At 37.4% G+C, this 21,718-nt stretch carries 18 protein-coding genes and 1 tRNA gene; 8 read left to right on the top strand and 11 right to left on the bottom strand.

The window, feature by feature from the left end:
• Positions 1-447: a hypothetical protein gene (locus tag AC1M9I_RS09305; RefSeq protein WP_092767573.1), complete on the top strand. Its 447-nt coding sequence runs from the start codon at positions 1-3 to the stop codon at positions 445-447.
• Between the two features lie 30 nt (positions 448-477).
• Here AC1M9I_RS09305 and AC1M9I_RS09300 read toward each other — a convergent pair whose 3' ends face one another.
• Together AC1M9I_RS09300 and znuD are read right to left on the bottom strand one after the other, a co-directional pair.
• The gene (locus tag AC1M9I_RS09300; protein WP_481610965.1) at positions 478-1,941 is read right to left on the bottom strand and encodes a phospholipase D family protein; all 1,464 of its coding nucleotides are present in this window, start codon (positions 1,939-1,941) and stop codon (positions 478-480) included.
• 87 nt (positions 1,942-2,028) lie between these two features.
• Positions 2,029-4,176: a zinc piracy TonB-dependent receptor ZnuD gene (gene znuD, locus AC1M9I_RS09295; protein WP_481610964.1), complete on the bottom strand. Its 2,148-nt coding sequence runs from the start codon at positions 4,174-4,176 to the stop codon at positions 2,029-2,031.
• Positions 4,177-4,356: 180 nt separating this feature from the next.
• On the opposite strand from znuD, the gene AC1M9I_RS09290 reads away from it, so the two are divergent.
• The 3 genes from AC1M9I_RS09290 to AC1M9I_RS09280 all read left to right on the top strand — a co-directional run bounded on the left by AC1M9I_RS09290 (position 4,357) and on the right by AC1M9I_RS09280 (position 7,385).
• Positions 4,357-5,127, top strand: a complete 771-nt coding sequence (locus AC1M9I_RS09290) for a DUF4184 family protein (RefSeq protein WP_180028274.1) — start codon at positions 4,357-4,359, stop codon at positions 5,125-5,127.
• A 147-nt stretch (positions 5,128-5,274) separates the two neighbouring features.
• Entirely contained in the window at positions 5,275-7,059 is a 1,785-nt protein-coding gene (aspS, locus tag AC1M9I_RS09285) for an aspartate--tRNA ligase (RefSeq protein ID WP_035265578.1), read from the top strand.
• 107 nt (positions 7,060-7,166) lie between these two features.
• Positions 7,167-7,385, top strand: a complete 219-nt coding sequence (locus AC1M9I_RS09280) for a hypothetical protein (RefSeq protein WP_481593534.1) — start codon at positions 7,167-7,169, stop codon at positions 7,383-7,385.
• Between the two features lie 27 nt (positions 7,386-7,412).
• Here the strand turns inward: AC1M9I_RS09280 and AC1M9I_RS09275 are convergent, their stop codons facing one another.
• From AC1M9I_RS09275 to AC1M9I_RS09255, 5 genes are read right to left on the bottom strand one after another with little or no spacing between them, the layout of a single operon-like run.
• Positions 7,413-8,384, bottom strand: coding sequence for a glycosyltransferase family 2 protein (locus tag AC1M9I_RS09275; protein ID WP_481593533.1), 972 nt, complete (start codon positions 8,382-8,384; stop codon positions 7,413-7,415).
• Positions 8,371-9,444 carry a glycosyltransferase gene (locus tag AC1M9I_RS09270; RefSeq protein ID WP_481593532.1) on the bottom strand — a complete coding sequence of 358 codons (1,074 nt, stop codon included), beginning with the start codon at positions 9,442-9,444 and terminating at the stop codon, positions 8,371-8,373. The genes AC1M9I_RS09275 and AC1M9I_RS09270 overlap by 14 nt, the downstream gene beginning before the upstream one ends.
• A gap of 19 nt (positions 9,445-9,463) precedes the next feature.
• Entirely contained in the window at positions 9,464-10,267 is an 804-nt protein-coding gene (locus AC1M9I_RS09265) for a glycosyltransferase family 25 protein (protein ID WP_481593531.1), read from the bottom strand.
• Between the two features lie 3 nt (positions 10,268-10,270).
• Positions 10,271-11,014, bottom strand: coding sequence for a hypothetical protein (locus tag AC1M9I_RS09260; RefSeq protein WP_481593530.1), 744 nt, complete (start codon positions 11,012-11,014; stop codon positions 10,271-10,273).
• Positions 11,015-11,040: 26 nt separating this feature from the next.
• Positions 11,041-11,811, bottom strand: a complete 771-nt coding sequence (locus AC1M9I_RS09255; protein ID WP_179998943.1) for a glycosyltransferase — start codon at positions 11,809-11,811, stop codon at positions 11,041-11,043.
• 168 nt (positions 11,812-11,979) lie between these two features.
• On the opposite strand from AC1M9I_RS09255, the gene AC1M9I_RS09250 reads away from it, so the two are divergent.
• A complete protein-coding gene (locus AC1M9I_RS09250) occupies positions 11,980-13,149 on the top strand; it encodes a nucleotide sugar dehydrogenase (protein ID WP_481610963.1) in 1,170 nt (389 codons plus the stop codon).
• Between the two features lie 36 nt (positions 13,150-13,185).
• Here the strand turns inward: AC1M9I_RS09250 and AC1M9I_RS09245 are convergent, their stop codons facing one another.
• From AC1M9I_RS09245 to AC1M9I_RS09230, 4 genes are all read right to left on the bottom strand, one after another.
• The gene (locus AC1M9I_RS09245) at positions 13,186-14,112 is read right to left on the bottom strand and encodes a branched-chain amino acid transaminase (RefSeq protein ID WP_035265589.1); all 927 of its coding nucleotides are present in this window, start codon (positions 14,110-14,112) and stop codon (positions 13,186-13,188) included.
• 34 nt (positions 14,113-14,146) lie between these two features.
• Positions 14,147-16,888: a bifunctional [glutamate--ammonia ligase]-adenylyl-L-tyrosine phosphorylase/[glutamate--ammonia-ligase] adenylyltransferase gene (glnE, locus tag AC1M9I_RS09240; RefSeq protein ID WP_481610962.1), complete on the bottom strand. Its 2,742-nt coding sequence runs from the start codon at positions 16,886-16,888 to the stop codon at positions 14,147-14,149.
• Between the two features lie 65 nt (positions 16,889-16,953).
• Positions 16,954-18,234 carry a sensor histidine kinase gene (locus AC1M9I_RS09235; RefSeq protein WP_481593526.1) on the bottom strand — a complete coding sequence of 427 codons (1,281 nt, stop codon included), beginning with the start codon at positions 18,232-18,234 and terminating at the stop codon, positions 16,954-16,956.
• Between the two features lie 358 nt (positions 18,235-18,592).
• Positions 18,593-18,679 (bottom strand) — tRNA-Leu (locus tag AC1M9I_RS09230).
• A 182-nt stretch (positions 18,680-18,861) separates the two neighbouring features.
• Here AC1M9I_RS09230 and queA point away from each other — a divergent pair.
• From queA to AC1M9I_RS09215, 3 genes are read left to right on the top strand one after another with little or no spacing between them, the layout of a single operon-like run.
• Positions 18,862-19,899, top strand: coding sequence for a tRNA preQ1(34) S-adenosylmethionine ribosyltransferase-isomerase QueA (gene queA, locus AC1M9I_RS09225; RefSeq protein ID WP_481593525.1), 1,038 nt, complete (start codon positions 18,862-18,864; stop codon positions 19,897-19,899).
• Between the two features lie 10 nt (positions 19,900-19,909).
• Positions 19,910-20,944, top strand: a complete 1,035-nt coding sequence (locus AC1M9I_RS09220) for a hypothetical protein (protein ID WP_481593524.1) — start codon at positions 19,910-19,912, stop codon at positions 20,942-20,944.
• A gap of 24 nt (positions 20,945-20,968) precedes the next feature.
• Positions 20,969-21,538, top strand: a complete 570-nt coding sequence (locus tag AC1M9I_RS09215) for a LemA family protein (RefSeq protein WP_481610961.1) — start codon at positions 20,969-20,971, stop codon at positions 21,536-21,538.
• The last annotated feature ends 180 nt before the right edge of the window (positions 21,539-21,718 follow it).

Here is a 21,718-nt window from a genome sequence, read left to right as displayed (position 1 = left end):
GTGCCTGAAATGAGTTTTGATCGCCTGCACCAATTTTTTTGTAAAGTTCCGAGTGTCCAAGAAAACTATATCGATTCTTATGGCACTGATGGTGAACATGCATGGTGGTTTAAATTTCAAATCAATATCGACCATGCCTTAGCTTGGCAAACGGTTCAAGAACTTGGTCATGTATTGAATTACATTTCTAAAAATGAACGCCTACCCACTCAGTTTTTACCTGTGTCTCCTCCACCCTATATGAATGGTGAGGCGAAACAATTCTTATCTTGGGTGATTCAGTGTAATCATCCTGATTTTACGCCAGATGTGGTTTGTGATTGGTTAGAAGCACGTTTACCTCAACCTGTTGAGGATGAGTCTAAGTGGAAAATTAAAACCGATATTAAAGAGCTCGATCAGATTGATGATAAGGAACTCGATAAATTAGTTCCACCGAATCCATAAATGAAAAAATCCCTCTTTCGAGGGATTTTTTTAGAAGGTTGAGAGACCACTCCATTCCATGAATCGATAAATGGCATATTTCATTTTTGAATCTTCTGCATATTCTGAGTAATCAACACTCATTTGCTTACCCTCTAAATTCATCCAAGCAGTATCAAAATACTGTACTGCATCTTTAAAAACTTGCTGATTTGAAGAGCCAATAACACGTAAATCAGTTTCTAAATTATAATTTTTCAAATTACGAGCAGTAAAATTAGCCGACCCCAAAATCAGTTCAACCTGATTTGAACTACGCTTAGTAATCATTTTTGAATGGCACTGCTCACCTTGTGTATTACACCAGCGTACGTCTATTCCAGCTTTATAGAGCTCTGTCGCGACAGGACGATTTGGAATACCATTTTTAGTACGTCCAAATGCATCTTTGTTCGGGTCTAGTAATACACGAACTTTAACACCGCGTTGGTGAGCTTTAATTAAGGCTTCAATAATTTCTCGCTCTGATAAATAGAACATTGCCAAATCTATTTTTGCATCAGCACCTTGAGCAGATTCAATCAGTTTCAGCACTTCATCATATATTGCTTTTTCTGTCAGTACTTGCACTTGTGGCAACTGTTTATCTTCTGCTACATCTCCCACAATAACCATTGGAATATTTGCTTTAGAAAATAAAGCCACTGATTGTTCAGTTTTTAAAATATCGACAGCTGTATGCCCTTCGACCACAAGTGCTACATTAGAATGGCTTGAGCTTCCATCATGCGGATTCATCGAAGTCACTAGTGTTTTCCATCCCTCGGATGTATCCACTATGATGGTTTTACGATGGTTCGCTTTAAAATTATAAAGATTTAAATAACTTCGAATGGTAATTTTTTCTTCGCCGAAAGGATTACTTAACCAACCTTTCTCAGCATTATTTCCTAAATTCTGACAACAAAAATACCAAATGCCCGACCACAGTGGATTCGATGCGCGTAATGGTGATAAATCTGTTTCTATGACATCAATTCCTGCTTGTCTGAGTTGTCGATAGTGCTCTGGGATTATTCCACCATAAACTGAATTTATAGGATCAGTGATTAATTTAATTTCAATATTCGGTGTTAGACGCTTTTTTTGAATGAGTGCTTGGGTCAGTTCTTGTGTTAATGAGCGATGTTGATTTTGAGACTGACCAGTTTCAGGATTGAACAGAAACATATCTAACACAATTGTAGTTTGCGCTTGCTCAATAAGATTGAGAATTTCATCAAAAATCTGATGCTGCTGTCGCTGACCCACCGTATCTATATAAGTTTGGTCTGCTAGGAATTTCACATTTGCATGCCGTAATTTACCGGAATAATTAAGCCCTTCTGGCAATGGTTTATAAATATGATAAAGCGCTGAGGCTAAATAGCCGATGGTCAGCATACCTAGAATCAGACCAACATAACGTCGGTTTGACCAATTTAATTTTTGGTGAATTCGTTTAAATAGACGCATAACAAAAAACCTAGTCCGATACTTTCAGACTAGGTTTTAATTTACGTTTTTTCAAGCATTAAACTGTTTTTAACACGTTGAATTAAATTAGAACCCGTATTCAACGCCGACGGTAAAATTACGTCCAATTTGTGGAATATTCGACAAAAATGAATTGTGCGAATAAACCTGATCATCCAACAAGTTATTTGCTTTTAAATAAACCCGATAATCGTTGCGATTGTTTAACTGCCCAGCATAAGACACACCAACATTGACCATGTTATAACCTTGGGTTTCTTTTTCAAAGTCAGCAAATTTATCTTGCTTGAATACATGATAATACTCAGCTAAACCAGACCAACCATCAGCAAAATTGGTTTCCACCTTTGTACCAAGTCGTCCAGCAGGAACACGTGGAGCATTTTCCCCCTCTATCTTGCCTCTTACATAATCACCAAACACACTCACCTTGTAAGTATCATTAATTTGATAGCCTAGCTGAGCCTCAGTTCCATAAAAACGTGCCTTATCCTGCGTATATTTAAGTCCACGTAAATTGCCTTGTTGAGCTACAGTTGCACCATAAATATAGTCATCAAACCAATTGTGATAAACATGAACATGATAATCGAGCTGATCACCTTCATAATGGAGACCTAACTCTAGATTATTTGATGTTTCCTTATCAATATCTGGATTACCTAGCTCATATGTGTTTGTTGCAAAATGAAGACCATCTGCATATAACTCTTGAGCTAGCGGTAAACGTTGTTGATGAGACCCCACTAGAGACAACTTATAATTTGGCGCGAACTCCCAATTAGCTGCAGCTGATCCTGAAACAGCAGTCCCTGAGTAGTTCTTTTGATTGGAATCGACATCAATTTTTTGATGGTCTACACGAGCGCCCAATTCGACATGCACAGGACCAAGCTGTTTATGTTCTAGTGCAAATAAACTGTACTTATTGGTTTTTGTATCCGCCATCAGAACATCATGACTATGACCATGATGTTCATGATCGTGATCACTATGATCATGGTCACCATGATCAACTTCATCATGGTCATGTCCCTCAGGCGCATTAAGTTTTATTTTTTGCTGAGATGCTTGTACACCTACAACACCCTCCCAACCTAACAACGGTATATGAACCAACTCTAAACGACCATCATAACCCTTACTTTTAAAGTTACTAATAACTTCATTTTCTTCTAGTTCATCATGCTCGTAATCTGTAAAACTTAAATGAGCTCGCAGCTTTTCAAATCCTTTTAATGGATCATTTAATTCAGTTCGCAAATCATAGCGTTCAGATTTTAAGTCAACCCATGGACCTGCAGCATTTTCGTGTTCATGGTCGTGCGCTGAATTAGGTGGTGGACAATGGAAATGATCTCCATGCAATTCACATCCATGATATTCATGACTATGACCTGGTAATCCATATTTATCTTGTCGATTACTATATGACAGCCCCACAAAACCTCGATCATGGATCCATGAGCCGCCGACATTAACTGTTTGACCTTCTGAGAAGGTATTTTCTACACGTTTAGCACTTTCACGATGAGGCTCTGTCTCACCCTCATGATGATGTTCAGTGAAGTAACCTTTGAAAGGGATATAATCATTGGCTTTATGCTTCGTGCCTTCAACACGAAGTGCAAAATTTTCACCTATAGCTGCTGTTACACCTGCACTCGCAAGTTTTTCATCACTCCCAGAGTTGTAGCGGACGCCCACTTGCCCCTCTAGACCATTAGCTGGCATTTGTGTCGGTATTTTTTGATCAGTCACGTTGACTAAACCACCCACAGTTCCAGCTGCGTACAGTAATGTTGAAGGTCCTCGGATAACTTCCACTTGCTTCGCCAAAATAGGATCAACCGTTACGGCATGGTCAGGAGAAAGTGTTGATACATCAGCAGTTTCAGAAGCATGCTGTAAAACTTTTACACGCGGTCCATCTTGGCCACGAATCACAGGACGACTTGCACCTGTTCCATACTGATTAGAATAAACACCCAACTCATCGGCTAACGCATCACCTATGGTTGTTGGTCTTTCAGATAATTTTTTTTGATCAATCACATGATCTGCTACAGCGAAGTCAGCAGCTGTTTGAACCAATGGATGTGCGGTAGAAGAAATTGTATCTAATTGAACATTTTTTTGTTTTTGATCAGCATGTGCTGCGGATGCTATCACTGCCAAGACGGAGGCAGTAATGATATTTTTATGAAAGTTCATACGACAAGCTCAAAATTCGAGAATTTACAATTGTTGTTATAATATAACATTTCAACCAAACTTCAATCATATTTCATTCATTTACTCCAAATTAATTACCTTCATATAATTAAACCAATGGGTTACATATCAATGTTAATCTATAAAATTCAGATAGCATTTTTTTGATATATTTCAGCAATGCCCTTTACAATTTCACATGCTGTACTCGCACCAATTTTGCATAAAGCATCGAAAGGAACACTTCCTATTTCTGCTCTAGCAATTGGTTGCATGGTCCCTGACTTATTTCGTCTTTTTACAGACGAACATATCCAAATCTCACATCAATGGAGCGCATTGCTATACCCCAATTTATTGGTGGGAATGGCATTCTGTCTATTGTGGTATGCACTATTACGACCTACTTTTTTTAGATGGATTGGTATTTACAATCCCTTAAAACTCTCGAACTTTAGATCTGTCTTTCAATTCTTGGTGCTGATCAATATTTCATTAATCTTGGGTATCAGCAGTCATATCCTTTGGGATGGTTTAACTCATGTTGATTACAGAACCTTTGCTTTTCATGATCTATTAGCTAAGCAAATCAATCTTTTCGGACAACACTACTCCCTCCATCGAATTTTACAGGTCGGTACCTCTATTATCGTTTTACCCTTTATTTTATGGTTTGCAAAACAGTATTTTTGTACTTACCGTCAACCATTCAGAGTAACTCGTTCTATCACTATTTTTGCTGTGGTATCCGTGCTAATTTCAATATTAGTTGGATTATTTGGATTTATTCATTTCAACTCTAATTACAATACAGCCATTTTAAATGACCTATATGGTTACATTGGCTTCTCAATTAATTATTTCTTTAGAGGCTTTCTATTGACGTTTGCGATTTGTGCGCTTGTTTTTCAAATCCTAGATCAATTGGAATTATTCGAAGGATCGTCTTAATTTTAAATTTGCATTAAATAATTGGGCTTTCATAATCTTCTCCTTGTGACTGTAGTCTCAAAGAGGCATAATTCACCCTTTGTATAAAGGCGTTACGCTGTTTACGTATACGCTTTCATTAACCCATATAGTTGGATTTTTAACGCTATGATGCGAACTCATTACTGCGGTTCATTAACCGAAGCTCAAATTGATCAAACCGTTACACTTTGCGGATGGGTACACCGTCGCCGTGACCACGGTGGTGTAATTTTCCTTGATATGCGTGACCGTGATGGTCTAGTTCAAGTGGTTATTGATCCTGATACACCAGAAGCTTTCGAAACAGCTGATAAAGCTCGTTCTGAATTTGTATTAAAAATAACTGGTCGCGTTCGCCGTCGTTATGCTGGTACTGAAAATGCCAACATGGTGAGTGGTCAAATCGAAGTATTAGGTAAAGAAATTGAAGTTCTAGCAGCGTCTGAAACTCCACCATTCCCATTAAATGATGATAATACTAATATTTCAGAAGAAATTCGTTTGAAATATCGTTTCTTGGACATTCGTCGTCCAGAAATGTTAGAGCGTTTACGTTTCCGTTCTAAATTAACAAACCTTATTCGTAACTATTTCGAAGAAAACGGATTCTTAGACGTTGAAACACCTATTTTGACACGTGCGACTCCTGAGGGTGCGCGTGACTATTTAGTACCAAGCCGTGTATCAAATGGTAGTTTCTACGCTCTTCCTCAATCACCACAGTTATTTAAACAATTGTTAATGGTGGGTGGTATTGATCGTTATTACCAAATTGCTAAATGTTTCCGTGACGAAGACTTACGTGCTGACCGTCAGCCTGAATTCACACAAATCGACGTTGAAACATCGTTCATGAGTGACGATGACATTATGGATTTAATGGAACGTTTAACAGTTAAGATGTTTAAAGAACTTCTTAATGTTCAATTTGATAAGTTCCCACGTATGACCTATGCAGATGCAATGCGCGACTATGCGTCTGACAAGCCTGACTTACGTATTCCACTTAAACTCGTTGACGTTGCAGATTTAATGCAAGATGTAGAGTTCAAAGTATTCGCAGGTCCTGCTAAAGATCCTAAAGGTCGTATTGTTGCGCTTCGCGTACCGGGTGCAGGCTCTCTTCCACGTAGCCAAATCGACGAGTACACTAAGTTTGTAGGTATCTACGGTGCAAAAGGTTTAGCTTATATTAAAGTCAATGAACTGGAAAAAGGTATCGAAGGCTTACAATCTCCTATCGTGAAATTCATCGAGCCAATCGTGCTTGATCTATTAAAACGTGTGGGTGCTGAAAATGGCGATATCGTATTCTTCGGTGCAGATAAAGCGAAAGTTGTAAACGATGCAATGGGTGCTTTACGTATCAAAGTCGGTCATGACATGAAGATGGCAACTTGCGAGTGGGCACCACTTTGGGTTGTTGATTTCCCAATGTTTGAAGAAACTGATGATGGCAAATGGACGTCTGTTCACCACCCATTCACGCTGCCTAAATCTAGCGTAGAAGAAGTGAAGAACAACCCAGGTGCAGCATTATCTGTAGCTTACGATATGGTGCTTAACGGTACTGAAATCGGTGGTGGTTCACTTCGTATTCACAACCTAGAAATGCAAAAAGCAATTTTTGAAGCTTTAGGTATTGGTGAAGAAGAAGCAGAAGAGAAATTCAGCTTCTTATTGAACGCTTTACGTTATGGTGCACCTCCACACGGTGGTTTGGCATTCGGTTTAGACCGTCTTGTGATGTTAATGACAGGTGGTTCTTCTATTCGTGATGTGATTGCATTCCCGAAAACGAAAACTGCGGAATGTCCTTTAACACAAGCACCTGCACCAGTTGAATCAACTCAACTTCGTGATCTTGGTATTCGCTTACGTGAAAAACCAAAAGCTGAATCACAAGAATAACGTTTTGTTGATCTAAATAAAAACCCTGCAAATGCAGGGTTTTTATTTCATTGAGATAAATACTTAAAAATGGCATAATCGCAGAAAATATTTAAGAGTTCATTCATATGGCTATGCGTCCTGATGTTCGTCGTCATACAATCATTATTATTGTATTTTGCATCGTGCAATGGGCATTTATGCGTTATATCTTGAATGAACAACTATTTAACCTCACTACTTATCAGCGTATCGTGTTCTTTAGTACGAGTAGTTTTATTGCCGCGTTTGGTTCAATCGCTGCATTGATTTATATGGTGATTAAAGGAAATGCGGATAATAAATAATAGAACACTGTAAATACCCTATTATATTTATTTATGTTTTCTAAGTCCTAGCCAATTTTTGTATAGGTAAAAAAATTTAGGGGTTTTCAACATCCACCTTACTTTCCAATGCAACTCATTTGAATTATTTTTAATATAATTCAAATCTTTAAACTTAATTGAGTTGATAAAGCAACAATATTTTTTAAAATTCATTTTTATATAATTATTAAATAATCCTAATATTAAATGAATATACACTTGTTTAAAGTGACACTTATCACGATTGTCTCTAAATAAATCCACCCCATAAAATAAACTCTCTAAGTGTTTTTCATTAACACTACAATTACTTATACTAGATGGTCTATACCTATAAAAAATTAATGTTTTATTTAATTCATAAATTTTTATATTTTCATTATATAAAAACGGCACAGCAAGCATATCTTCAAAATAATAACCTTTAGGAAATCTAATGTTTTTTAATAAGTCTTTTTTATAAACCCTCAACCATGCATACCACTTGTTTTTTTTAAAAATTCTCTTTAAGTACTCTTCATTTACATTATTAATTAACTCTATTTGATCAGCTAATACAAGTGGTTTTTGAGTTAAAAATTTGTTTTCCTCGATCGCATTAAAATGTATAAGATCAACATTCTTGTTATGATCAATCACATTAATAATTTCTTCTATATAATCATTTAGTACATAATCATCAGAATCAATAAAAGATACATAATCACCTTCAGCTAAATCAACACCATTATTACGTGCCATACTTAGCCCTTGATTATCCTGATCAATAATCCTAATATTTTTTTTAAAGGATTGTTTATTTAAAAAATTCTTTAAAATATCAATAGATCTATCTTTTGAACCATCATTAATAAAAATACATTCCACCTCCTTAGTTAATTGACTATAAAGTGATGATATACAGTCTTCAATATAGTCTTCTACACCATAAACAGGAATAATGACAGATAACTTGATTTTTTCTTCAACTTTGTACACTACAATCACCAAGGCTTAAATATTCATCAACAGCCGTTTGAACTTTAAATTTTCGAGATAAAGTAGGATTATAGATTTTATCGCATGATGAAATTTCAGACATCTTACTAGCTAACTTATCAATATTACCAACTGGAACTAAAAAATTTTTATCTAAAATTTCACTAGGACCAGATGGACAATCCGTACTTAAAACCGGCGTATTTAAAGCTAATGCTTCTAAAATTGCAATACTAAATCCCTCAAAGTCTGAGGACACGACCATCGCTTGTGCACGTTGAATAAACGGATACGGATTATTTTGAAAGCCGATAAAGTGAACTTTGTCCGATACCCCTAGTTCTTGACATAAACGCTGATTGTCAGCCATCAGCTCGCCTGTACCCACCAAGACCAAAGGCAGATCCAGCTGTGCTTGTGCATACGCACGAATCAACACATCATGACGTTTTTGCTGCTTAAATTTACCAACATTGACCAAATAAGGCTGAGGTAGATCAGGAATAAATTCTGATGCAGCGTGACGAACAGCATCGACATCAATTGGATTGTAGATTGTCTGAACCCTGCTATCAGCACCAAAAATATCTTTAAAATCAGCTTCTACCCCTTTGCTAACCGCTACACAAGGCTTGGCTAAATACACTTTGGCCAACTGCTTTTTAAAGGCCTTAGTCAGACGTTGTCCATACTCCAAACTAGTGGTGTTATGAATCACCAAATGTACATTAGGCAACTGACTACGACTTAAAATAAAATCGACTGGATATAAGTTGGACAGTACCAAATTTGGCTCACCAATCTGTTGACGCACAAAGCGATCAAAGGCTTTGGCAGCGATACTTTGGCGCATAAATTTAGGTATGGCACGAAATTTTTGATAATTAAAGAAGTGTGTCTTCACTCCCTCAGGAATAGGTAAATCTATAATATTTTTGAAATAAACAATATGTGCTTCATGTCCTGCATTATTTATGCCTTTAGCTAAAGTTAATGCGAAACGTTCAGCACCATTACCTTGTAAAGTAAAAATAGCAAGTACAACCTTTTTTTTCTTCATAATTCGATATTCAATATTGTTAAAAATGTGCCTTATCAAGACGAATAAATCGCTTTTGCGCTTTAAACATGACTTGCATATAGCGACATCCCATAGCCAACTGACCGATGATCCGTCTCTTTCTAAATACTCTTTTTTCCATAGCAGAAGAATAAATTGGCTTGTGATGTTCTGAACGTCCGATCACTGATTCAAACTGCTCAGCAGGTACAAGACCATAAGCTACCATTTGATCTTCTTGAATAATTGCGGCTGGCTCAGCTTGTAAACTCTTCAATCCATAATGGCTAAAAATAAAACCATCAGCAATTGCAGGTGAGGTTTCTGCTAAACGCTGTAATAACTTCTTTGCGCCGGATGGATAGAGTAAATATCCTGCTGCACCTGTTCGGTCTTGATATAGATTATATAGCGCAGTTTGTCCAGCGATTAATTGATATTCTGGCTTTTTAGAAATAATTTTTTTACGACTACGTACTTCAAAATTAATTAAATCTATATCTTTAAAATTATAATTTTGTATTTCTTCAAGTAACTGAGGAATATGACATGATAAGACTGCATCATCCTCTAATATCAATGCCGGTTCATTAGTTTTAATAACAGTTTCCCAAGCTTTCTGATGACTCAAAAAACATGCTACCTCAACCTTACGCAAAGGTCTTTGCCAACCAAACCCTAATGATTGATATTGAGAGTCATCAATATCATCAACTGATACTGCAGCTAAACGCTGAAAAGATAAACCCAATTCATTAAACTGTTGAGTCTGAAAAGCCAAACGCTCTTTTGAACGCTCAAGATTTATAATCAAGATCTGCATGGATTACCACCAACGTGTTTTTTCACGCGTATGTCTTTTTTTAAAACGCACATAGACAGTATCATTAACGTCTTGATTAATCCGCTCAAAAATTTCAATAACCAATTGACCTAATGGATGATCAGTACATATCTGGTCTAAACGCCAACGCATATTTCTCAATGTATCATCTGTACCCACTGCAAAAGCAGATGTACCATCAAATAGAGCATAACGTTGTGACTGTAAATGATTTAGACACTCTAGATTTTCTTCCATCTGATGATCACATAAATAGCGTTCCGTTTCCTGAAGCTTTAAAGTATTAATAAGAACCACAGCATTCATCAAAATTGCTTTCAGAAGAGAATCTTCATCATGATCAATGAAAGTATCACATGCTGAAATTAACCATCGTATATTTAAAGATTTCAGTAAAAAATCTCGCTCTTTAAGCCATAAAGATTTAAATTTTAGAAAGTTATCTGTCGTATCAACATCTCGGCGCATCAATACAATTAGACTAGCATGATAATGATTCAACGCAGGTTGACCTACGAACTCATCTTTAAGCTGCTCTATATGCTGCTTCAAATCTTTAGCTGATCCATGGGTATAGCGTGTTTCATCACCTTCAATCAAGTTTTCTTTCAACGCATTAATATCTATACCGTCAAATTGCGCATAGACCTCATCTGCACCAAAACGACGTTGATGCCGACTAAAGGAGAACCATTGTTCGAATTTACTTTTTTTTCTAACAGGCATTATAAACCACCATTAAAAGGCAACTATTATTGCCAAGCGTCCTTAATCCATTGACTTGGCAACACATAGCGGTACCATTTACCACCGCCACCATTCACAGCATCAGGTGGATTAATCTCACCATGGAAAATAATAATTTTGGCACCTTCAGGTTTTACTGGTGGCTTAAAAAATGCCATTGGGATTTTTTGTAAACAGTGATATTTATAACTCTTACACCAGCTATCTGGCCAATAAGTTTGCTTCGCATGTTTATCTACATACCATGACAAATAGGCTTGCTCATTACGGAATTTTTTTCGAATTTCATCAAAGTTTTCACGAAAATATGGTAATAATCCAGGGAAAGCGCCCAATTTAAAACGATATACTGAGCTATTACCTGTGATTCGCCATGGTCGTTTCCAGTCGTGAATAATTAAAAAATCACCTGGATAAGTGAAAAACTCATCCATGTTATCAACGATAACAACATCCAAATCTAAAAATAGCGCGTTACCCTTTAAGCCATATAAGTCAGGCTCAAAAGTTGAAAGCTTGTTCCAACCACGCTCAGGCGCACCTTCAGGTAATGCTAACGGTGGAATAGGAAAGCATTTAACATTTGGATCAATTCCTTCTGTACGGTCAGTGAGACAAACCATCTGGAAATCAACAGTCGTGTGTCGTTTCACCATATTGTAAAGACGATTCACATACTCAGAACCATATTTGGTTCCCCACTTCATACACAAAACAATGTTCTGTTCTTGTGCAATCTCTTCTTCTAATAAGACATTGTTTTCATGTATTGACATGCCGTTTTATTCCACCGAATCAATAGCTGCATCATACCACAGAGTTAAAATATTCTTGAACGATAAGAATTCAAACTCGTTCAAATTGAAATCAAATCTTCATTAAATTGTCACGTCTTAGAAACCCTATTTTGTCAAATTAAATTTAATCTGGCTTGAACTAAAATAATGAAAATTACTATTGTCGGCACTGGGTACGTCGGTCTCTCAAATGCGATGATTTTAGCGCAACATCATGAAGTCACCGCCTTAGACATTGATCAAAACAAAGTAAATTTATTGAACAAGAAAATCTCACCTATACAAGACAGAGAAATCTCTGATTTTCTAAGTAATAAACCATTAAACTTTAAAGCAACAACTAATGCTGTGGATGCGTATTTTCAGGCAGACTATATTCTTATTGCGACGCCAACTGATTATGACCCTACAACCAATTATTTTGACACTTCAAGTGTTGAATCTGTGATCACTGAGATTTTAAGTATCAATCCATTAGCGACGATCATTATCAAATCGACAGTTCCTGTAGGTTACACCCAACAACTAAAAAGTAAATTTGAAACACAGAATATTATATTTTCACCTGAGTTTCTCAGAGAAGGAAAAGCATTGCTGGATAACTTATATCCTTCAAGAATTATAATGGGTGAAAATTCTGAACGAGCTCATCAATTTGCAAACATGCTCATAGAGGGTGCTTATAAAAAAGATTGTCCAGTCTTGTTCACTGACTCCACCGAGGCAGAAGCAATCAAACTTTTTGCAAACACCTATTTAGCTATGCGCGTTGCATTCTTCAATGAACTAGATACTTACGCTCAACTATACCAATTGGACACTCGCCAAATGATCGAGGGCGTATGTTTAGATCCTCGAATTGGTAAATTTTATAACAATCCATCATTCGGTTACGGCGGATATTGTCTTCCTAAAGATACTAAACAATTACTCGCTAACTACGACCAAGTTCCAAGCAATTTAATTCAAGCCATTGTAGATGCCAATATTACTCGCAAAGATTTTATTGCACAGTCTATTTTGGAGAGATACCCTAGCGTTGTTGGGATATATCGTTTGGTCATGAAAAGTGGTTCAGACAATTTTCGATCGTCAGCAATACAAGGTGTTATGCGTCGTCTCAAAGCACAAGGAATCAAGATCATTATTTACGAACCCACACTTTCAGAGAAAAAATTTCAAAACTCAAAAATCATCAAAACACTGGAAGAATTTAAAAAAAGAGCAGATTTAATTATTAGTAATCGTCATTGCGATAAACTAAATGATGTTGCAGATAAAGTGTATACCAGAGATATTTTTGGTAAAGATGATTAAAAAAGGACTCAATTGAGTCCTTTTTCAAAGCATTAATTACTTCACATATGTTAACCAGTGAGCATATTTAGGGTCTTTACCTTGTACGGCATCGAAGTATGCTTTTTGGATTTGTGTTGTGATTGGACCACGAACACCTTCACCGATTTGACGATCATCATATTCACGGATTGGCGTTACTTCTGCCGCTGTACCTGTAAAAAATGCCTCATCAGCGATATAGAATTCATCACGTGTGATACGGCGCTCTACAACGTCATATCCAAGGTCTTTCGCAATCGTAATAATGGTTTGACGAGTAATACCATCAAGAGCACCACCAGCGATATCAGGGGTATGAATCACGCCATCACGCACTAAGAATACGTTTTCACCTGAACCTTGACACACATAACCTTGTGGATCAAGTAACATTGCTTCGTCATAACCTGAGTGCGCAACTTCTTGGTGTGCCAAAATAGACAGCGTATAGTTTCCTGATGCTTTCGCCTTACACATCGTCACGTTAGGGTGATGGTGTGTAAAAGAAGAAGTTTTTACACGAATACCCTTCGCCATTGCTTCTTCACCAAGGTAAGCACCCCAGCTCCACGCAGCAACCACTGCATGAATTGTATTATCCGTCGCTGCAATACCTAGCTTTTCCGAACCAATAAAGATAATTGGACGTAAATAGCAAGAAGCCAATTTATTTTCACGCACCACATCAATTTGAGCTTGTTCTAACGCCGCCTGATCAAACGGAACTTTCATCTGATAAATCTTGGCAGAGTTTAAAAGACGTTTAGTGTGTTCTTTTAAACGGAAAATTGCCGTTCCATTCGGAGTTTCGTAGGCACGGACACCCTCAAACACACCCATACTGTAGTGTAAAGTGTGTGTTAAGACGTGAGTTTTTGCTTCACGCCAATCAACTAATTGTCCATCTTGCCAAATAAAACCATCACGATCAGCCAAATTCATGACCTAAACTCCAAATTTTTATACACAGTCATTTCTATCCAACTACTGATGCAGTTGGATCTATTAATCTTTGCCATAGCTTGCAAACGACCTTACGGGTATCGAGCCAATTCGCAGCACTCACTTGCATGGATTGATTTGCAAGGGCTAAACGATGACTCTCGGCACGTTCACGGAGATAAGCTTGAATCAATGCTGTCGCATCGGCGCTGGATAAGCAGCCAGTTTTTGCGGCATCCTCAAGGATTCGTACATTGTCGGAGTAATGGGCGAGATCAGGATTCGTCCCACTCCATGCTAATACTGCATACTGTGCCATAAATTCGATATCAACGATACCACCTGCATCCTGTTTTAAATGAAAAATTCCATCTTTTTTTTGCTCATTTGATGAGCCTAAATGGTCTTTCATTTTTTGACGCATTTTTAGCACTTCTGCTCTCACCGTTTCTTCATTTCGAGGCAAAGTTAAAATACGACAGCGTAATTCCTCAAACTTTTCTCTTAAGCTTTGCTCACCCGCTATACTACGCGCACGAACAATTGCTTGATGCTCCCAAAGCCATGCATTTTTAAGTTGGTATTGCTCAAAAGCCTTAAGGCTTGTAACGAGAAGCCCTGCTTCTCCTGAAGGACGCAATCGTGTATCAATCTCATACACTCGACCATCTAAAGTTTGGGTTGTCATCAGCGACATGAGCTTTTGCCCAACACGCATCGCAAATTCAAAACCACTAATTGGTTTCAAGCCATCTGTATCTGCCTGCTCATCCATATAGTGGATAAAGACTAAATCAAGGTCTGAACCATACCCAAGTTCAATACCGCCTAATTTCCCATACCCAATGACACTGAATGCCATATGGTTTTTTGAACAACGTTGACCATCTGCATCTACTGGGTAACCATGTTTTTTTGCTGTAATTTGATATGCTAAATTCAAAGTTGCTTGAACTGAAACCTCAGCAATATCGGTGAGCGCATCAGACACACGCATCAGTGGACTTTCAGCCAATACATCACTTGCTGCTACAGTCAAAACATTCGATTTTTTAAATAAGCGCAATACGCGCATTTGATCTTCCACTTGATCAATTTCAATACGCAGCAGCTGCTGTCTGAGTGAATCCTCCAAATCTTGGCGTTTAGGTAACTCAAAATCCATCGATAAAAACTCATCGAGCAAAACTGGATAATGAGTTAACTCTTCACAAATCCATGGGCTTACAGTCGCCATTTTAACGAGTCGCTGTAATGCTCCTTTACTTTCAATTAACATCACCAGATAAACTGTTCGCCGCATCACAGATTCAACCAGTGGCATGAGTCTTACCAAAGCGACTTGTGGATTATCCGATTCGAGAACAGCTTGAATCAGATGAGGCCAAAACTCTTTTAAACGATTAACTGCTTTAGCGGGTAATTTTTTGATGGCATGTCCATACCAAAACTCACGAACCAAATTTTTAGCAGACTCATCTAAAACTTCATTCAATTGCTGCTCTATTTGGCTAAAGCTTTCAACCAATGGATCTACTTCTTTTTCTTTAATTAAATGCTCAAACTGATAAGTTACTATAGCGCGCTTATCATTGAGAACATTTAAGAACGCATCCCAACTCTCAAAACCAAGTGTCTCTACGATGCGTTTTCTTTGGTCAGGTTCTGTAGGCAGTGATTGAGTTTGTTGGTCATTCAACGCTTGAATGGCATGTTCTACACGACGCAAGAATAAATAAGCATTTTCAAGCTCATCCACCACTTCAGGTTCAAGTAATCCAACAACCCCCAAATGATGTAGACTCACTAAACATTGACGGTCTTGTAGTTCAAGTTTTGAACCACCATAAATCAACTGGAAAACTTGAACAATAAACTCGACTTCACGAATACCACCTGCACCAAGTTTAATATCATCTTCAATATTTCTACGTTGAACTTCACGCTCAATCATCGCTTTCATTTCACGCATCGCTGCAAAAGCAGTGTAGTCCACGTAACGGCGGAATACAAAAGGTCGAGTCATTTCCAGAAGCTCATCCCCTTCCTTTCCTCCTGTAACAATACGCGCCTTTATCCATGCATAACGCTCCCACTCACGCCCATGTTGACTGAGATACTTTTCAAGTGCCGCATGACTGATTGCAAGTGCTGAACCATCGCCCCATGGGCGTAATCGCATATCCACTCGGAACACAAATCCATCTGCGGTGATATGTTCCAACAAATAAATAATTTTTTGCCCCCAAAGGATGCAAAATTGCTGAACATCAATACATTTACGACCATTTGTTTCACCTTGCTCATCGAAGGCAAATATAAGATCAATATCACTGGATAAATTAAGTTCCTGAGCCCCCAATTTACCCATTGCAATCACGATAAGGTCTTGAAGCTTACCGTTATAGCCGATCGGCTCTCCATGTTTGGCTTGCAATGGACGATAAGCGAAGCTTTTGGCTGCATCAATACTGGCATCGGCAAAGTCTGAAAGCTCACGAGTCAATGTAATAACTGAAATGAGGCGGTTCGCATCCTGCCAAATCCACCGAAACATTAAACGTGCTCGCAAAATTCGAATTTTTTGCATCCATTCTTTTTCATCCTGAATGTCAGCAAGTTCTTTTTGTACAATGTGATAGATTTGTTCAGTACTTAAAAATTTATTAAATTGATCAGATGAATAATCTTGTTCTAATAATGTTTGATGTAAATTATAAACTTGTTCCGCGTATTGACTGGCTCTAAGAGTTTTTTGCAACTGATCAGCATTCATTTGAAAAAAAGCCTGAATAAATCTAAAACTCTTTTATATCAGTCCTTACGCAATTTGTGGACTATTTAGTTCACTTTTTCCAAAGATGTTTGATTACTCGTATTGGGGGTGGTAGGTAACGCTGCATGAGTGTCTGCTTCAGGTAATATGACTTTAAAAGTCGTACCTTGACCTTGTTGAGAACTGACACCAATTTCACCATGATTCAAATCAACAAATCTTTTACATAACACCAAACCTAAACCAGCACCTTTTTCACCAGATGTACCACGAATAGATACCTTCAAATCCGGTTGAAAAAGCTTCTCAATTTGCTGTGATGTCATACCTAAACCTGTATCGCGAATGGCAATTTCGACACCTTGATCGCATTTTGATGCTTCGATATAAACTTTTCCAGTTCCATCCACATGAGTAAACTTCAAAGCATTGGATACCAAGTTTTGAATCACTGATGTGATCATATTAATGTCGGCAAAGACTTTTAACTCTTGCGGCACACTTTCAATTAATTGAATATTTTTTTTCACAGCCAACGTGTTTAAAACGTCAAAAACGATTTTTGTCACCTGTTTAAGCTCAAACTGAATAGGGTGATAGACAAATCTCCCGCCTTCAGCCATTGCCCAATTTAATAGGCTTTCCAATAAGTTATAAGTCGATTGAGCGGTATCATGTAAATACTCAGCGATATTCTGTACACTGTCCTCATCCAAACTTTCACGCTCATTGGCCAATACATCAGAAAAACCTAATAAGCCATGAAATGGTGCACGTAAATCGTGTGCAATGATTTGAAAGAATTTTGTTTTACTGAAATTAAGCGCCGATTGTTGTTCATATAATTCTTTGAGTTCCGCATAATCCGAATGAAGCTCTAATATACGAATTAAGCTCATGGAAAAATCATAAACCAGTTCTAAATTATGATCATCAAAAGGTTGGTGCTGATTATCAAATAAAATCACTTGACCAATTGAAAAATCATCATTCACTTTTAAATCAATGGCTATAATTCGCTCGTGATCAACTCCGAGTTGATGAATATGTGCTGAAAAAGATGAATAATTAGGATGATCACGACTGATCGAAGTTTGACCCGCGAAATATGGTAATAATTTTGCTTTTTTATTGGCATTAAAAGCTTTAAATCCATTTGGAGAAGAATGCCACACATATGGTTCATCATGAAAAGCTAAGATTGCTGACTCCGCATTTAAAATGCCACGCGCAAATCTTAAAAAACTCTCAAGTTGATTTTTTGGCGTTGATACACCGAGTAAAAGAGACATTTTGCAGGCACTGAGCTGATCAGCTTGATCGACATCTATAAATTCTATTTTCATGTCTACATCCTGCCATGGAGTAAAGGGGAATAATGATCGATTACATTTTATTTTTTCATTTCGCAGTAAAGAAATGAAACCTTATTTCATCAAGACTAATACATTCTCAAATATTAAGAAAGTGCATTTTTGAGGACTGAATATCTAGCTAAAGCATGAGTCATACTTTATAAAACGTAAGCGTCTAGTGAAGATCGATTGAATAAACCATAACTATTTATTATTAAAATAAAATTTACTCAATCCTTATCTTATATTATTCATCAAATCTTCATTTGAAATTTTAAAATTCCTTAATTTATTTAAAACAAATAAAAAGGCCCTCAAGTCTGAATATGCTTGAAGGCCTTTAAGTATTTGGTCCCGAGGGTCGGACTCGAACCGACACGTCATCTCTGACAGCGGATTTTGAGTCCGCCGCGTCTACCAATTTCACCACCTCGGGAAAGGTTGTGTTCGGTATAATATCGTTTTTCTTTTCTTTGTCAATGCAAAACCTGACTCAAGCGCCTATTTTTAAATCAATAGCATGCATTATGCTTTTTTAACCACCAAACTCAACTCGAACTGGGCAAAAAAAGCATATACTAATGCCAAAATTTTTGCTGATTCCATTTTTATATTCTTATGCAACTTTCTGATTTTAGCTTTGAACTCCCAGACGAACTTATTGCCCGTTACCCTCTTGAAGAACGAAGTGCTTCTCGCCTGCTTCATCTTAAGGCGGATGGTCAATATGACGATCACCAATTTACCGATATTTTAGACCTGTTTAATGAAGGTGATTTATTAGTTCTCAATGATACTAAGGTAATGAAAGCTCGCTTGAAAGGTAAGCGTGCTTCGGGTGGTGCGATTGAGGTTCTGGTTGAAAGAATGCTTGATCAATTTATTGCTCATTGCCATATCAAAGCAAGTAACTCACCAAAACCAGGTGCTGAACTTTTTGTCGGATCAGATGAGGTTAAAGTTACGGTTCAAGGGCGTCATGAAAATCTCTATGTGGTGGAATTTTCCAAACCAATCTTAGATGTATTGGATCAGTATGGTGCATTGCCTATTCCACCTTACTTCAACCGAGAAGCAGAAGATATTGATACTGTTCGTTATCAAACCGTATTTAATGATCCTACAAAAATTGCTAGCGTTGCTGCTCCAACGGCGTCTCTACATTTTGATGAACAACTATTAAAAAAACTTGAAGATAAAGGTGTAAACAAGACATTTGTCACCTTACATGTGGGTGCAGGTACCTTCTTACCAGTACGCACCACTGATATCGAAAATCACATCATGCACAGTGAATGGTGCCAAGTCAGCGATGAAGCTATGGCGTTGATTAAGGCGACTAAAGATCGAGGCAATAAAGTGATTGCCGTCGGAACGACTGCAACACGGGCAACTGAAAGTGCGGCTCAAGCCAATGATGGCCAACTGAAGGGCTGGACTGGTGATACTCAGATTTTTATTTATCCTGGTTATGAATTTAAAGTAGTAGATCGCTTAATTACTAACTTCCACCTTCCAGAATCAACATTATTAATGCTTGTCTCAGCCCTGTCCAATCGTGATTATATTTTGAATGCGTATCAACATGCTGTAAAAGAACGCTATCGTTTCTTTAGTTATGGTGACGCAATGTTGATTGACCAAGCAAAAGATTAGGATCTGATCTATGCCGATTGATTCTGTTCAGCAACTGCTTCACCTTCGCACCCGAAAGAACAAGCAAATTATGGCCAGTGTTGATCGGCTTTGGGCTCTTGGACGTTCTGCTCAACATTCTGATGACATCCTGCAAGGATTACATCCATGGGGTTCGAATACCCAACTCTTTTTTCACAATGGCATACCTAAATTTTTAGTTACGCTTGCCATCATATTCAGTGTTTTTTCGCTCTTTCCTATTTTTGACACATTAAAATGGATGGCATATAGCGCATCGGCGATACTTATCCTGATTGCATATATAATTTATGAACCGAATAAACCTATTCATGAAGTGATTTCATTTCTTGAAGAGCGAATGATTGGTTTTAAATTCGGTATAGAAGCTTATTCAACGCCATCACACCTTGGAACAAATAGACATAACACCTTGATCATAAGTCAGCTAAGGCAAAAATTTCCTTTGTTTAACCAAGGTAACCATGCCAATGATATTTTAAAGTTTGCCTCCACCACGTGGAAAAACGCGCAAAATCAAGATTTTCCTGTTATGCTTTTTCATTACCGATTTATTGATGAAATCAATCTGCCTGAACAAAACAAAACACCACAAAAATTAAAAAAAATTGAACGTCATCGTTGGGGCGTATTTGTATTTGATATATCACCACTAGGATTAGCGACAACCAGTAGAAAGAAAAGGTTCACAGCACCATATACAGAGCACTGGGAGAGCAGCGATTTAGAGCTACGTAAAAAAGTTCAGATTTACGGTACAGACCGCTTACAACTCGCAAAGATCATGACACCATCAACCACACTCAAACTAATTGAATTTTATCGACTTCACCAGGGCGACTTAATTTTCCACCCTCATGACCAAATCATGTGCTATTTGGGAGAGCGCGATTTATTTGAAGTCACGCACAAGCTTGAAATCAAAGACATTAAAAATATATCCGCTTTGCGCGGTTACTTAAGAACATTAACCATGCCAAATTATCAACAACTCAAACAGAGCATGCTAAACTTAGTTGCATAATAACGATCATATTAGGTAATGCGTGTGGGCTTATTCATTTTTCTTTCCATCTTTATTTTGATTATTGTTTGGGGAATATGGGTTCGAAATAATATCGTTCGATATTTGAATGCTTCTCAGCGTGCTTGGTCAGATGTCGCAAATTTTGAACGTCAGAAAATTAAAACATTAGAGCATCTTGAGCAAAATTTATCTCAATACACTGAGTTTGAAAAATCAACATTAGAAAATATCACAGCCTTACGCCAACAAATCCTAAATCTCAATACACAATCAACTGATGTAGCTCAGCTTCAGCATATTGAAGCGCTAAGTCAGTCGTTAATGAAAAGTTTAAATGTGGTTGTTGAGAATTATCCAGATCTCAAAGCTGATCAGCTTTACAACCAAATGATGTATGACATTCAAGAGCAAAATGAAAATGTTAGTGCTGCAATTTCAATATTCAATCGAAATGTCGAAGAGTTTAATAACTTGATTCAAGTTTTTCCGAATAACTTAATCAACAGTATCAGCCTCGCAAAGAAACCTATTCGCCCATTTACCGATCATCAAGCGCAACAAAATTTTGATTATCGCCCTAATTTCAAATAAGGATTCCACCTTAAAAAGTGGCAATATCTTAGAGAATCACGTTGTTTATCCATTACGATTTATTCATATTAGGATACGCTAAAAACTGTATAGCTGGGCGAAAAATAAACAGATACCTTCATTGTTTAGCAAGATCATGAATCTCTTGTAATTTTTCATAAACAAAAATCCAAGTCGTTA

It is taken from the genome of Acinetobacter sp. ANC_7553, from assembly GCF_056779895.1.
Note: the sequence above shows the minus strand (reverse complement) of the source record. Positions and strands in the feature narration are given on the sequence as shown.

Coding starts and splice junctions, on each gene's coding strand:
- AC1M9I_RS09300 (WP_481610965.1), bottom strand. CDS start 1,941: ATGCGTCTATTTAAACGAATTCACCAAAAATTAAATTGGTCAAACCGA.
- znuD (WP_481610964.1), bottom strand. CDS start 4,176: ATGAACTTTCATAAAAATATCATTACTGCCTCCGTCTTGGCAGTGATA.
- AC1M9I_RS09290 (WP_180028274.1), top strand. CDS start 4,357: ATGCCCTTTACAATTTCACATGCTGTACTCGCACCAATTTTGCATAAA.
- aspS (WP_035265578.1), top strand. CDS start 5,275: ATGATGCGAACTCATTACTGCGGTTCATTAACCGAAGCTCAAATTGAT.
- AC1M9I_RS09280 (WP_481593534.1), top strand. CDS start 7,167: ATGGCTATGCGTCCTGATGTTCGTCGTCATACAATCATTATTATTGTA.
- AC1M9I_RS09270 (WP_481593532.1), bottom strand. CDS start 9,444: ATGAAGAAAAAAAAGGTTGTACTTGCTATTTTTACTTTACAAGGTAAT.
- AC1M9I_RS09265 (WP_481593531.1), bottom strand. CDS start 10,267: ATGCAGATCTTGATTATAAATCTTGAGCGTTCAAAAGAGCGTTTGGCT.
- AC1M9I_RS09260 (WP_481593530.1), bottom strand. CDS start 11,014: ATGCCTGTTAGAAAAAAAAGTAAATTCGAACAATGGTTCTCCTTTAGT.
- AC1M9I_RS09255 (WP_179998943.1), bottom strand. CDS start 11,811: ATGTCAATACATGAAAACAATGTCTTATTAGAAGAAGAGATTGCACAA.
- AC1M9I_RS09250 (WP_481610963.1), top strand. CDS start 11,980: ATGAAAATTACTATTGTCGGCACTGGGTACGTCGGTCTCTCAAATGCG.
- AC1M9I_RS09245 (WP_035265589.1), bottom strand. CDS start 14,112: ATGAATTTGGCTGATCGTGATGGTTTTATTTGGCAAGATGGACAATTA.
- glnE (WP_481610962.1), bottom strand. CDS start 16,888: ATGAATGCTGATCAGTTGCAAAAAACTCTTAGAGCCAGTCAATACGCG.
- AC1M9I_RS09235 (WP_481593526.1), bottom strand. CDS start 18,234: ATGAAAATAGAATTTATAGATGTCGATCAAGCTGATCAGCTCAGTGCC.
- queA (WP_481593525.1), top strand. CDS start 18,862: ATGCAACTTTCTGATTTTAGCTTTGAACTCCCAGACGAACTTATTGCC.
- AC1M9I_RS09220 (WP_481593524.1), top strand. CDS start 19,910: ATGCCGATTGATTCTGTTCAGCAACTGCTTCACCTTCGCACCCGAAAG.